This is a genomic window from Streptomyces sp. NPDC048521, assembly GCF_043199855.1.
Taxonomy (GTDB): domain Bacteria; phylum Actinomycetota; class Actinomycetes; order Streptomycetales; family Streptomycetaceae; genus Streptomyces.
This window is the reverse complement of the sequence record NZ_JBICWR010000001.1, coordinates 674,034-687,482: the sequence shown is the minus strand read 5'-3', so window position 1 is coordinate 687,482 and position 13,449 is coordinate 674,034. Positions and strand designations below refer to the sequence as shown.

The window sequence follows — 13,449 nt, the reverse complement described above, 5'->3', positions numbered from 1 at the left end:
GACCCGGGTCCGGCGGACGTCGAGGACGCCCCCGATGGGCCGTTCCGGGTGGTCAGACCGGCGGACATGCTCGTCCTCGACATCAGCCTGGTCAACCTTCACCTGGAGGGCCACCGTCTGGTGCCGCGGCAGCCGGGTGCACCGGCGTTCGTCCTGGCCGTACTGCCGCCGCAGCACGTCGTGGAACAGTCCTTCCCCGCGGGCAGCGCACCCCCGTCCGGGCCCGTCAAAGCCTTCACGGCAGGCCCGACGACGCTGGCCTTCTCGGTGCCGGCAGAGCTGAACGGCCTGGACCTGTCACTGGGGGCGCTGCTCGACTGGGAGCGACTCGTGCCGTTGACGGTACCGGTCGGCGTACAGGTGCCGGACACCCCAGGATCGACGCTCTTCAGGGAAGTCCCCAGAAGCGTCCTCGAGTTCCCCACCCGGCTGTTGCTCACCTACGACGAGCCGGTGGACTGGTCGAGCCGGCCGGAGCCCCACCAGGCCGACGGGCGCGCCGCGGTGTGGCACGCGCGGCTGCACGGCGCACAGGACGGAGACGTCCGGCTGCGGGCCTTCGCGGCGGTGGGGGACCGGGGGCCGCTCCTCCTGGACGGCCCGCTCACCACCGCCAACCTGGAGAACCTCGTCACTCTCACCAGCCGGGCAGAACTCCATCCCCCGGGCGGCCCGCCCATCGACGTCCCGAGCGCACCGCTGATGTCCGAGCAGTTCATCGTGACACCGCTCGGCGCATCGGTCCACCTGCACGGCACCTGGGCGGCACCGTCCCCGGCCGACGAGCCCCGCTACCTGGAAGCCGGGCGGCGCTTCCCGAATCTGGAGGCCTACGACCACATCACGGGCCTGGGACGCGACCAGTACGTACGCGTCGTCACCCGTGGCCGCCTGAGCACCGGTCACCTGGCATCCCACGTCAAGGAGTTCCGGCGGGTGTTCGCCGCGAGCCCGCACGACGGGATCGTCGCCTACCTGCGGCGGGAGGACCGCATCATCGTCAAGCAGCCGGAGGTGAGGTACGACCAGGAGACCCGTTACACGCACGGGGGACGGGAGATGCCGTTCCTCAGCCTGCGCATCACCGACCGTGTCACACCGCTGATCAAGCAGCCGTTCCCGAACTCGCAGCAGCCGCCTGATCCGAACGCGCCGATCAGTGACAACGTCGCTTTCTGGGTGCAGCTCCACAACGACGGAAGCGACTACCGGTTCACCTTGATCGGCACGGACTGCGAGGGCAGGAAGGCCAGCTTCAAGATGCCCCTGGTGTTCGTGCCCGACGGACAACTCGTCGATCCTCAGGCACCGCCCTCGGCGAACGGCGGACAGCCGCCCCTCATCGAGACCGAGACGCTGCTGAAGAGGCTGTACCGGGAAAAGCCCAGCCGTACGACATGCACGCTGGACGGCCAGGTGATGGCCATGGCGCGACCACCGGCCGATGCTCCCGGCAGCACCAGCCACCCGGTCGGCGACCTGACCTTCGGGCTCGGCACCTTCGTCCACGCCGACCGTGCGGACGACGGTCGCTACATGGTCGGCATGCCGTACGTGCAGCAGGCCCAGGTACGCGTCCAGGCCGTCGAGCAGTTCACCGGGAACGCCGGTGACAGGGCGGTCGTGTTCGACGACACCTACCTCGAGCGGACCATGGAGGCCCACCCGGCGGGCGCTTACCTCGATCTGCTGAACCCGGTCGAGCTCGCACTCGGTGCGGAGAAGGCCGGTGGGGTCGCCAGCCCGAAGACCGTGCTCAAGCTGATCACCGCACAGGCCGGTGTCGTCCCGGACGTCTTCAAGAAGGACCCGATCACCGGGGCGGTCGCCGACGGGATCGACCTGACCGGCATGAAGGCGGCGTTCGCCGGAGCGAAGCTGCTCGGCGTTGACCTGAAGCAGTTCCTGCAGGACATCCCGCAGGACCACCACGGCACGCTCCGACAACTGGACGACGCGCAGATCGAAGCCGTACTGAAGGACGCCAAGGGCCTGCTGCCCGCGCCGGTGCTACGGGTCCGCGACCTGGCGGACGGCCAGGGCAAGGAACTGCGTTACGTGTGGAAGACCAAGCTGGGCGAGCAGCCGAAACCCCCGCCGGGTAACTTGCCGCTGCCGGTCATCATGGACAAGGCGACGCTGACGCTGGACGCCCGGTCCGTCCGCTCGCAGGACGCCGTCGACAAGACCACCGTGCAGGGGACACTGACCGACTTCGCGTTGGACTTTTTCGAGATCGCCCAGGTGCACATCGACGAGCTGACGTTCAAGTCCGGCCTGGGGAAGAAGCCCGACATCACGGCCAGTGGTCTGGAGCTGACGTTCAAGAAGGACCTGGAGTTCATCAACACCCTGCGCAGCGCGCTGCCCGCCGACGTCTTCGGCTCCGGTGCCTACGTGGACGTCGACGCACAAGGTGTTCGGGCCGGCTACAAGTTCGCGCTCCCGGCCCTCGGAATCGGCGTCTTCACCCTGTCGAACGTCTCGCTGGTCGCCGAGCTGAACATTCCCTTCAACGGCGACCCCGTGTCGTTCCGCTTCTCCGTCGCCGAAAGAGAACACCCCTTCATCGCCACCGTGTCCCTGCTCGGTGGCGGCGGCTATTTCTCCATGCTCGTCGACACCAACGGCCCACGACAGATCGAGGGAGCCATAGAGTTCGGCGGTGCCGCGGCGCTGAACCTCGGGATCGCGAGCGGTGGGGTCTCGATCATGGCGGGTATCCGCTTCATGCTCGGGAAGGAGACAGTGACAGAGGAAGGCGGGAAGAAGGAGATCGACGTGGTCTCCCTCACCGGCTATCTGCGGTGCAGCGGTTTCCTGTGCGTGCTGGGCATCGTCACGGTGTCCGTCGAGTTCTCTCTCGAGCTCAAGTACGAAAAGCACGGACGCCAGTCGGTGGTCCGCGGCAAGGGCACGCTCACGGTCAGCGTACGGATCGCCTTCTTCAGCAAATCCGTGACGCTCGAACTCGAACGGAGCTTCTCCGGAGCGCCGGGCGATCCGTCCTTCGCCGACTGCGTCCCGCTGGAACCGTACTGGCGCGAGTACTGCGCGGCCTACGCCCCCCAACCCCACGGGTGATCTCCATGCCCCTCGAGCAGCACATCAACTGGACCGTCCTCCCGGCAGGACTCTCGGACGACGGCACCCGGGTGCGGGTGTCGGTGTTCGTCGCCCCCCGGCTGTGCACGTCCGAGGGGGCGAAGGGAACGCTGCACGACTTCGCCGACTTCCTCAGGTGGCCGGAGAAGGTCATGGCGGCCACCTTCGAGTTCGCCACCGCGGATGCCACCGCCGACGGCACCGTGTCGCCGCCCGTCCCCTTCACCGGTCGGGTCCGGCCGCAGGGGCCGGCACCGGACACGATCCTGTGGACGAGCGTCTTCCACGACGGCACCCCGCTGGAGCCCTACTGCGTCGATGCGCCCAAGCGGAAGATGCGCAGTTACTCGGCCGAACGAGTCGGCACGTACACCAGAAAGGTGTATGCCGCGGCGGCGAAGAACCATCCCGAGGCACCGGCCAGGACGAGGAAGCTGCTGCGTATGGAGGCCGACGTCCCCGCGGGGGACGAGACGAACGAGACGAACACCGACCGTGAGCACATCGGCGTACGCCATGACGCCATCGCCGGTGATGCCGTTCCGCCGGAGCTGGCGGAGCTGGAGGCGTTCCACAGGCCCTCGAAGGCCCCGCGGTCCGCGACCGGCGGGTCGCCGGCCGGGGCGGAGTCGTTGATCGCGGAGCAGCCGGCCGACGGACAGCCGACGGACGGGCAGGACAAGCCTCCGCAGCAACAGCCCCCCGACTTCCATGCGATGCTCACCTCACTCGGCGACCACCCGGTGCTGCTCCGGCAGCTCGGACTGGTGCTGGACTTCGAACTGTCCGGGCTCCCCCAGTCCCGGGGCGATCGGTTGCTGACCGTCGTTCCCCACTGGGACTCCGCCCTGGGCCCCGACTCTCACAACGTCCCTTGCCTCACCCGCTACTTCTTCGGTGTGGACCACCTCACCCCGAACGCGCCCGGCCGCCGCGTCTTTCTCCCCGCAGCGCAGGCACCGTCCGACGGTGACCCGCTCGCGACGCCCTCCCGCGGCCTCGTCACGCTCGCGGAGGACTTCTCCGTCGAGCAGGCGGACATCGACGGCGCCGCGCTCAAGATGGTGGGGATCCCCGACGATGCCAAGGGGCTGTCCCCCGTGCGGAGCCATGGCATCTCGCTGATCCGGAACAAGCGCAAGGCCGGCCTGGAGACGGAGTTCCAGCAAGCGCTCAAGAACGACGACGACTTCAGAGCCGTCGTCGATCGACAGCGCGAGCAGGCGCAGGCGCAGCCGCCGGTACCGGAGGACCCCCACGACCAGCCGACCGGCCCCGTGCTGATCGCCCGGGACCTGGTCCGCGGCCACCGGATGGATGTCTGGGACGAGCATCAAAAGCGCTGGTTCTCGCTGCACGCGCGCGACGTGGAGTACCGGCGTCCCCACGACGGGCCACTCGTGCTGACGGCCTCCGACGAAGGCTTCTTCCAGGCCCACCTGGTCTCGCCGCCGAGCGATCCGGCGCTCTACGTACCCGAAACGCTGGCCGTCTGGCGCGGATGGTCCCTGTCCGCGCCCCTCCCGGGCCTCGTGCTGGACACCGACGAAGGGGACCCCGACACCCACAGGGCGCCCAACGTTCCGGTGCCACCCAGGAACCAGGCGCCGCCGGGACTGCCGTTGGAGATCGCGGTCAAGGCGGCTGGTGCTTCCCTGCCGACCCTGCGGTACGGCCACGTGTACCGGGTACGGCTGCGCACCGTCGACCTCGCGGGCAACGGACTCGACCTCACCCAGGCCGATGCCCTGATGGACCTGCCCGGCGTGGCAATCCCTGATCCGCCGCTGGTCTTCCAGCGCTTCGAGGCCGTTCCGGCGCCGGCGGTGGTACCGAGACTGCCGCTCGCCGAGGGCGCCTCCACCTTCCGGATGGTGATCCGCAGCACCCCAGGGGACCAGCCGCCTCCGGCCGCTCCTCCCGGTTCCGTGGAAAACGGGGCGACGAGGGTCTCGCTGGCCAATGTCCGGCCCGACCTGACGAACGCCGACATCGTCGTCGTCCAGGAGGCCCTCATGGCCGTGGGCCACCACCTCCTGGGCGGCGCGGACGGCAACTTCGGCAGGCAGACGAGGGCCGCCTACGCCGAAGAACAGCGCGACCAGGGCTTCTCCGGACACGACGCCGACGGCATACCCGGCTGCCAGTCCCTGACCGAGCTGGGCCGCAAGGGCGGCTTCACCGTCGACTGCGGCCCCGGCTCAGGGGCCGCCCCGGCGACCGGCAGCACGGCGGAGCAGTACGCCGCGGAGTTCAACCGGACGCCGCTGGTCACCGGGAATCGGCACGAACCCTACCGGGGCGTCGACGAGCGCCATGTGGTGGCGTCGAAGACATCACTGCGGTGCGTGGAGTGGCACGGGCTGCTGGACGAAGCCATCGGCTCCGCCGACCACGCCGTACAGAACGCGGTCTACGAACTGGCCGTACGTGAGAGGGAATCCCTGGACGACCCCGGTCCGGGCGTACGTCTGGAGCCCGTCCCCTCGCCGGCGGCGGACCCCGAGCGTCCGGCGGTGACCGCCCTGCACACGGGGGAACAGGTCGAGATGCGCGGCCTCCCCGACCCTCTGGCCCGCGGAGCCGTCCTGTTCGGCCTGCCGGGAATGCCCGCCGGGCAGCCCTTCCTCGTCCCGTGGGACGGCGACGTCTGGCACCGCCCCAGGTCCTTCCGGCTGAGGCTGGCCGAAGGAACCGCGCCGCCCCACTTCGACGAGGCGTCCCGGGTGCTGACCGTGTCGCTGCCCAAGGGCGCAGTGGCCACCGTCCGCGTGTGCTCAGGCATCGACTTCGACGCCGGCCTCATGGGTATGGCCGCGTGGTGCATGGAGCCCCCGGAGCAGGAGCCCGGATTCGCGCCGCAGTCGGAGGAGGAGGCCGAGGCGGCGAGAACGGCGGAGCTGCGCAAGGCCGAGCGTGCGCTGGAACTCGCCGCGGCCGGTCGTCACTGGATGTTCACTCCCTGGCATGAGCTGACTCTCGTCCACGCGGTCGAGAAGCCGCTGCGGACTCCCGTCCTGAACCTGTTCCCGGCGGCGACCGAACGCGCCGCGAAGGCGACGGCGGAGCATCTCGCCGGCACCATCGCCCTGGACGAGGACAGCACGGGCCGGATCGACTTGGTCGCGGAGTGGACCGAGGTGACGGACGCGGGCCCCGACGGGCGTGCCACTCAGGAGCTGACCGCGCCGGTGTTCGGACTGCTGACGGCGAGGGCCCACCGGACCGGCACCCCCGGCACGGATCCCGCCCTCCTCCAGAACGGCGTCCTCACCTTCAGCACCAAGGCGGCCGAGGACATGGCCACGGCGGCCTCCCCGCGCCTCATCGAGAAGCATGAGTTCGGCGACACCAGACACCGTGTGGTGCGCTACCGCCCCCTGGCAGGGAGCGGGTTCGGCGACTACTTCCCGCCGGGGTTCGCCGAGCCCGGCTCGAGCGCATTGACCGTACAGGGCGCCTCACAGGAGCACTCGGTGCCCAGCAGCGCGGCGCCCACGGCACCGCGGGTCCTGTACTGCGTCCCCACTCTCTCCCTGGAGCGGGACCATGGGACACCCGACGTCATCGTCCGGCGCCGGCGGGGCGGAGGCATCCGTGTGTACGCGGGCCGCCCCTGGTACTCCTCCGGAGACGGTGAACTGCTCGGCGTGGTCCTCGGGCAGCCGCCCGGCGGCGAGCCGGCGTCCGTACAGGACGCCTGGGTCACCCTGATGGGCCGCGACCCCCTCCACCGTTCCGCGCCCGTCGTGGCCCCGACGCCGGAGATGTTCACCAACGCGGTGGGAGAGCCCAAGCAGCTCTCCCTGCCCCTGCCCACCGGCCCACTGCCCGTGACGGTCGTGGGCTTCGCCCCGCAGTTCGACAAGGACGAGAAGGACGGCCGCTGGTTCTTCGACCTGGAACTGGACACCGGGGACACGTGCCTGCCCTTCGTCCGGCTCGCTCTGGTCCGGTACCAGCCCGACTCGATCCCCGGAGCCGAGATCTCACCGGTCGTCCTGGCCGACCTGGTTCGCACCCTGCCCGACCGGGAACTGACGGTCCGGCCGGGCCGGCCGCTCTCGGTCAGCCTCACCGGTCCCTCCTGGGACCCGACCGACTCCCCGCGCCCGCAGATCACCGCCACGCTGCAGCGCCGGCACGACACCGTCAGAGACGAGGACCTCGGCTGGGTGACCCTCGAGGACACCGTGACCCCACTCACCTCGGTCGAGGCGGAGTCGTCCAACAGGCCGTCCTACACGGGCCTGGTACCGGTACCGCCCGTGCGGCGCGGGGCACCCCTGCGGCTGCTGGTCATGGAGACCGAGGGCATCCCGGCCGACGGCCCCACCCCGGCCGCGCCCCCCGGGCCGGTGATCTACTGCGACACCGTCGACCTCCCGCCCGTGCGCGACGACCACGACCACGATGACCGGCACGACCGGCACGACCGGCGCGATGGCCGCCACGATCACGACGACGACCGGCACGGTCCCCACGGCGGCGGCTTCCACCACTGACCCCCTAAGGAGGTCCTCCCTGTCCATCAAGGGCGTCCATGAAGGGTGTCCATGAAGATGAGAGGAGCGACTCATGGCCTCGTTCGACATCGACCTTTCCCATCCTTTCCCAACAGGGTTCACCGGTGGGCTCGGTGGACCGAATTCGGGCGGTCATCAGCCACCCAACTGGTACATCCAGTTCGGCATGGATCTGGGTGCGGACGAAGGCACGGAGATCTTTGCCGCCTTCGACGCGCACATCACCAAGTACATGCCGCACAACCCGTCGGCGGACACGGACAAGGTCTACGGAGCCCAGCTGTTCATGCGGGCCCCGAACGACATGATGGGCGGCTTCTACACCCATCTCACCGGCGTGCCGTCCCAGCTGACCGCCGGGTCGTCGGTCAGCCGCGGTGACCTGCTGGGCACCGTGCTCAGGCACGGCTCGACCGCCACACATCTCCATCTGGCCCTGGTCGAGATCATCGGCGGCGCGCCCAACGGTACCTACCGCGGAGTCGACCTGTACAAGCTGTTCCTGAACACGGCCAACACGGACATCGTCACCACGGTGACGTTCACCCAGGACGGCTCACCGCCGGTCGTCAACTGAAGGAGGAGTTGCCATGCCCGACGAAACGCTGCAGGACACGTTGCCCAGTCCGCAGACCGACACCACCGACAGGTTCGAGGCAGCACCCGACCCCGACGGGGCGCTGATCCCCATACCGAGGGAAGCGCCGGCCGGGAACCCGATCCGTGACGACGCCACGGTAAGAGTCAGCCCGCGCCAGGACAGCGGCTACTACGTGACCATCTACAACGGGCCGCCCGAGAGCTCGGCGGACTTGGAGGAGTTCATCGGGGAGCTGCTCCAGGAAGCGGCCCTCGCGCGGCTCGCCACGCTGTTCGCCGAGACCGGGGCCGGCGGTGTCCTCGAGTTCCTCGAGGGGCCGGTCGGCGTCATCGTCTCGCTGCTCACCTCGAAGCCCACGATGAACGAGCAGTTCATCCGCACCATGCTGGACGACGGGACACCGGTCACGTACGCGGTGCTGTCGCCGGGACACTGAGCCGCCGGGTTCGCCTGTCACGGAACTGATCAGCCGCATGTGAAGCGGAGGAGACATCATGGATATGTCGCCCGATCTGATCGACGCTGTCGAAGTCCTCGCACCCGAGTTGATCGCGGTACCAGGGGTCACCGGGGTGGGACTGGGGCTGCGCGAGGAGAACGAGGAATTCTTCGACGAACTCGTAGTGCGCGTACTCGTCGCCGATGCCTCAGACGTCCCGGCCGGAATTCCGGAAAGCATCGTGGGGCTGCCGATATGCATCGTGGAGTTCCCGGTCGAGCCGCTGTTCGATCCGGACACGACTCGTTACGGCGCCCCGCCCGAGATCGATCTACCGGGGGGTGCGCAGATCCAACAGGCACCCATGGCATCGGGCACCCTCGGCGCGATCGTGCAGGACGGCAACGGCGTCGAGGTCGGTCTCACGTGCCACCACGTCTCCGGCGATCCGGGAAGGACCGTGTGGCAGCCGGTCGCGCCGCCGATCATCGCGGGCGGCCCCCCGGCAGACCTCACCGACGCCCTCGGACAGACCATCACGGCCGAATCTCCGGCAACCCAGACGGTCCCGGTTCCGTCAGGAACGGCCCTGCTGCTCGGACGACCGCTTGACGCGGCCATCGTGTCGCTGGATGAAGCGCGCAACGAGGGGCGCACGATTTCGCACTCGATCGTCGACGGGTTCGGCGTCGTCGACTCCACCAAGCCGCCGTCGGTCCCGATGTTCGTCAAGAAGCGTGGTTCGCAGAGCGGTCCGACCACCGGGCTGGTCACGGGCATCACCTTTATGCCGTGGGAGGGTGGCGCGGCGTCGACGCCGCCGCCCGGCCACAGGTTCTTCATGTCCCGTCAGTACGAGATCTTCTACATGCCGGCCGGATGTCCGGACGGAATCTTCGCCAGGCCCGGCGACTCCGGTTCCTTGGTCCTCCAGGACGGCACCCACACGGCGGTCGGCCTGCTCTGGGGCGGGGACCACAACAGGGCGGGTGGCAAGAGAGCCGCGATGAGCGACATCACCGTTGTGGAGAGCACGCTCGGCATCAGTGTGGCATGGACGGGGCAGTGACGCCCCGCTTCGCGGATCTCGAACTCCAGGTCCGCTCAGATGTGCGCGAGAACGGCGCCTGACGTGCATCTGCACTGGTCAGGCGCCCTTTCCCGCGTCTAGAAGAAGCCCAGCTTCTTCGGCGAGTACGACACCAGCAGGTTCTTCGTCTGCTGGTAGTGCTCCAGCATCATCTTGTGCGTCTCGCGGCCGATCCCGGACTGTTTGTAGCCGCCGAACGCCGCATGCGCGGGGTAGGCGTGGTAGCAGTTGGTCCACACGCGGCCCGCCTGGATCGCGCGGCCCGCTCGGTAGGCGGTGTTGATGTCACGGGTCCACACGCCCGCACCGAGGCCGTACAACGTGTCATTGGCGATCTTGATCGCGTCGTCGAAGTCGTCGAAGGAGGCCACCGAGACGACCGGGCCGAAGATCTCCTCCTGGAAGATCCGCATGCGGTTGTCCCCCTCGAAGATGGTCGGCTGGACGTAGTAACCGCCCTTCAACTCGCCGTCGTGCTCGACGCGTTCGCCGCCCGTGAGGATCCGCGCACCTTCCTGACGGCCGATGTCCAGGTAGGAAAGGATCTTCTCCAGCTGGTCGTTGGAGGCCTGGGCGCCGATCATCGTGTCCGTGTCGAGCGGGTGCCCCGGCTTGATCCGCCGGGTGCGTTCGACCGCTGCCTCGAGGAATTCCGCGTAATGTCCGCGCTGGATCAGCGCCCGGGACGGGCAGGTGCAGACCTCGCCCTGGTTGAGCGCGAACATCGTGAAGCCCTCGAGCGCCTTGTCGCGGAAGTCGTCGTCCTGCGCCCACACGTCGTCGAAGAAGATGTTCGGCGACTTGCCGCCGAGTTCGAGGGTGACCGGCTTGATGTTCTCCGAGGCGTACTGCATGATCAGCCGCCCGGTCGTGGTCTCCCCGGTGAACGCGACCTTCGCCACCCGCGGGCTGGATGCGAGCGGCTTGCCCGCCTCCACACCGAAGCCGTTGACGATGTTCAGCACCCCCGGCGGCAGCAGATCCGCGATCAGGCTCACCCAGTAGTGGATGGAGGCCGGGGTCTGCTCGGCCGGCTTGAGGACGACCGCGTTGCCCGCGGCGAGCGCCGGCGCGAGCTTCCAGGCCGCCATCAGGATCGGGAAGTTCCACGGGATGATCTGTGCGACGACACCGAGCGGCTCGTGGAAGTGGTACGCCACCGTGTCGTCGTCGACCTCACCCAGTGATCCCTCCTGCGACCGGATCGCCCCCGCGAAGTAACGGAAGTGGTCGATGGCGAGCGGGATGTCGGCCGCCAGCGTCTCCCGAACCGGCTTTCCGTTCTCCCAGCTCTCGGCGACCGCCAGGGGCTCCAGGTGGGCCGCCATGCGGTCGGCGATCTTCAGCAGGATGTCGGAACGCTCCGTCACCGACGTACGGCCCCACCCCGGCGCGGCCTCGTGCGCCGCGTCCAGCGCCCGCTCGACGTCCTCCGCGGTGCCGCGCGCGATCTCGGTGAACGGCTGCCCGTTGACCGGCGACGGATTCTCGAAGTACTGCCCGCGCAGCGGCGGCACGTACTCGCCGCCGATGAAGTGGTCGTAGCGCGCCTGGTAGGAGACGATCGCGCCTTCGGTGCCCGGCGCCGCGTAACGAGTCATGCTGGTCTGCCTCCCGGTGCAGCGCTGCCCGCCGTTGGGCAGCTCTCGGCGCGAGGCTAGACAGGCGGACGTTGCAAGTACGTTGCGCCGCAGGTTCGCGCCGCCGCCCGGCCGGCCGGTACCGTCAGCTCAGCCTCCAGCGCGGCGAGTCGCGCCCGCACCGGGGCCGTGGGCCGCACCGCCGCCAGCGCCCGCCACACCTGGACGTCGTCCTCGCCCCACGCCGCGTGCGCCCAGTCCGCCAGCAGGTCCGGGTCCCGCTGCGCGATCAGTGCCGTCCGCAGTCCGGCGGCCAGACGGTCCCGCAGCCGTACGATCGCCGGTGCCTGCGAACCGGGCAGCAGCGGGCCGGTGTACGCCTCCGCCGCCGCCGTGACCGCACCCGCCGCCAGCCGCCGCTCCACCACGCCGGCGTCCGAGTCGACCGCCGCCGTGAGCCGGTACGGCCGCGAGGCCAGCAACCCCGGTCCCAACTGCCGCCGCAGTCGCGCCAGTTCGGCACGCAACGTCACCGGTGTCACCGACTCGTCCGCGTACAGCGCGCACAGCAGCTCGTCACCGGTCAGACCTTCCGGATGCCGGGACAGCAGCACGAGGATCTCGCTGTGCCGGCGGCTGAGTCTCGTCCGCCGTCCGTCCAGCACCAGTTCGGCCTCGTCCCGGCCGAGCGCGCTCAGCAACGGCGTGTCCGCGGCGCGGCGCGGTGGGGCGAGCAGGGCGAGCTGTGCCTCGGCGGCCCGCGCCACCGCCTGCACGAAGCCGAGGCTGTGCGGATGCGCCAGCCCGTCCCCACCGGTGATGTCCACGGCGCCCAGCACCCGCCCTGTCCGCGGATCGTGCACGGGCGCGGCCGCACACGTCCACGGCTGCACCCGTCGTATGAAGTGCTCCGCGGCGAACACCTGCACCGGCCGGTCCACGGCGACCGCGGTGCCCGGCGCGTTGGTGCCGACCGCGGCCTCCGACCAGCGCGCTCCCGGCACGAAGTTCATCCCGTCCGCCCGGCGCCGGGTCGCCGCATGCCCCTCCACCCACAGCAGCCTGCCGTGCGCGTCGCACACCGCCAGCAGATGCTCGCCGTCGGAGGCGAACGTGCCCAGCAGCTCTCGGAACAGAGGCATCACCCGGGCCAGCGGATGCTCCGCGCGGTAGGCGCCGAGATCGCCGTCGGTCAGCTCCACGCTGGCGCTGCCGTCCGGCCCGACCCCCGCCCGCGCACTGCGCCGCCAGGAGTCCGCGACCACCGACCGCACCGGGCGCGGCACCGTGCCCACCGTGGTGAACGTCTCGTGCGCCCGGCGCAGCACACGGACGCGCTCGGCGGGGTCGGCCCCCGGCTCCAGGGCCACCCACGGATCGGTCAACTCGGCCTCCCCGGGCGGTGAAAGGGCGGTGCTGCGGCTGGGACCATCGTCACTCGCGGTGTTGATGCGGACAACCTGTCCGACGTCGGCGGCCGGCTAGGCGAAATTGACGAGCCGGATGTAACGGACCCAGTCCCAGTTCGGTCCGGGGTCGCCGTGGTCGGTGCCCGGCACCTGGTAATGGCCGATGATGTGCTCCCTGTCCTTGGGGATGCCGTACTTGGCGCAGATCGCCGCCGTGAGCCTCGCCGACTGCTCGTAGAGGGCGTCGGTGAAGTAGGCGGGCTGGTCCACCCACCCCTCGTGCTCGATGCCGATGCTGCGGGTGTTGTAGTCCCAGTTGCCCGCGTGCCAGGCGATGTCGGCCTCGTGCACGCACTGCGCGACGTGTCCGTCCACCGAGCGGACCAGGTAGTGCGCGGACACCTTCTTCTGCGCGTTCTTGAAGATCGCCAGCGTGTCGGAGTACGTCTCCTGCGTCACGTGGATGATCACCCGGTCGATGGCGTAGCTGTCCGGGCGGTCGGACGACGTGTAGTTGGAGGTGCTCGCCGACTGCCATTCGGCGGGTGGGTAGTCGACGGCCGCGGCCTGCGCACCGGCGCGCGGGTCGGGAAGCAGCGTGTAGGGAACGGCGGCCAGTGCCGCGCCCTTCAGCAGCCGACGTCTGCTGAGGCGTGACTTCGGGCGGTCCATGTCCATCGTGGGGGGCCTTTCGGGTGT

General features: G+C 69.6%; 8 protein-coding genes. 5 read left to right on the top strand and 3 right to left on the bottom strand.

All coding sequences use genetic code 11. From position 1 onward, the window contains the following. Nucleotides 1-66: 66 nt before the first annotated feature. The 5 genes from ACGFRF_RS03380 (at nucleotide 67) to ACGFRF_RS03360 (ending at nucleotide 9,740) form a co-directional block, all read left to right on the top strand. Nucleotides 67-3,084: a hypothetical protein gene (locus ACGFRF_RS03380; RefSeq protein WP_393736720.1), complete on the top strand. Its 3,018-nt coding sequence runs from the start codon at nucleotides 67-69 to the stop codon at nucleotides 3,082-3,084. Between the two features lie 5 nt (nucleotides 3,085-3,089). Continuing rightward, entirely contained in the window at nucleotides 3,090-7,610 is a 4,521-nt protein-coding gene (locus ACGFRF_RS03375) for a peptidoglycan-binding protein (RefSeq protein WP_393736719.1), read from the top strand. A 187-nt stretch (nucleotides 7,611-7,797) separates the two neighbouring features. Then, a complete protein-coding gene (locus tag ACGFRF_RS03370) occupies nucleotides 7,798-8,208 on the top strand; it encodes a peptidoglycan DD-metalloendopeptidase family protein (RefSeq protein ID WP_393736717.1) in 411 nt (136 codons plus the stop codon). A 13-nt stretch (nucleotides 8,209-8,221) separates the two neighbouring features. After that, nucleotides 8,222-8,668 (top strand): hypothetical protein, encoded by a 447-nt coding sequence (locus ACGFRF_RS03365; protein ID WP_393736715.1) that lies wholly within the window; start codon nucleotides 8,222-8,224, stop codon nucleotides 8,666-8,668. Nucleotides 8,669-8,726: 58 nt separating this feature from the next. Then, nucleotides 8,727-9,740, top strand: coding sequence for a hypothetical protein (locus tag ACGFRF_RS03360; RefSeq protein WP_393736713.1), 1,014 nt, complete (start codon nucleotides 8,727-8,729; stop codon nucleotides 9,738-9,740). A 98-nt stretch (nucleotides 9,741-9,838) separates the two neighbouring features. Here the strand turns inward: ACGFRF_RS03360 and ACGFRF_RS03355 are convergent, their stop codons facing one another. The 3 genes from ACGFRF_RS03355 to ACGFRF_RS03345 all read right to left on the bottom strand — a co-directional run bounded on the left by ACGFRF_RS03355 (nucleotide 9,839) and on the right by ACGFRF_RS03345 (nucleotide 13,422). Beyond that, nucleotides 9,839-11,362 carry an aldehyde dehydrogenase family protein gene (locus tag ACGFRF_RS03355; protein WP_393736711.1) on the bottom strand — a complete coding sequence of 508 codons (1,524 nt, stop codon included), beginning with the start codon at nucleotides 11,360-11,362 and terminating at the stop codon, nucleotides 9,839-9,841. 56 nt (nucleotides 11,363-11,418) lie between these two features. After that, complete coding sequence (locus ACGFRF_RS03350) at nucleotides 11,419-12,726, bottom strand: GAF domain-containing protein (RefSeq protein WP_393736709.1); 1,308 nt, start codon at nucleotides 12,724-12,726, stop codon at nucleotides 11,419-11,421. Between the two features lie 96 nt (nucleotides 12,727-12,822). Beyond that, nucleotides 12,823-13,422: an N-acetylmuramoyl-L-alanine amidase gene (locus tag ACGFRF_RS03345; RefSeq protein WP_393736707.1), complete on the bottom strand. Its 600-nt coding sequence runs from the start codon at nucleotides 13,420-13,422 to the stop codon at nucleotides 12,823-12,825. Nucleotides 13,423-13,449 lie beyond the last annotated feature (27 nt).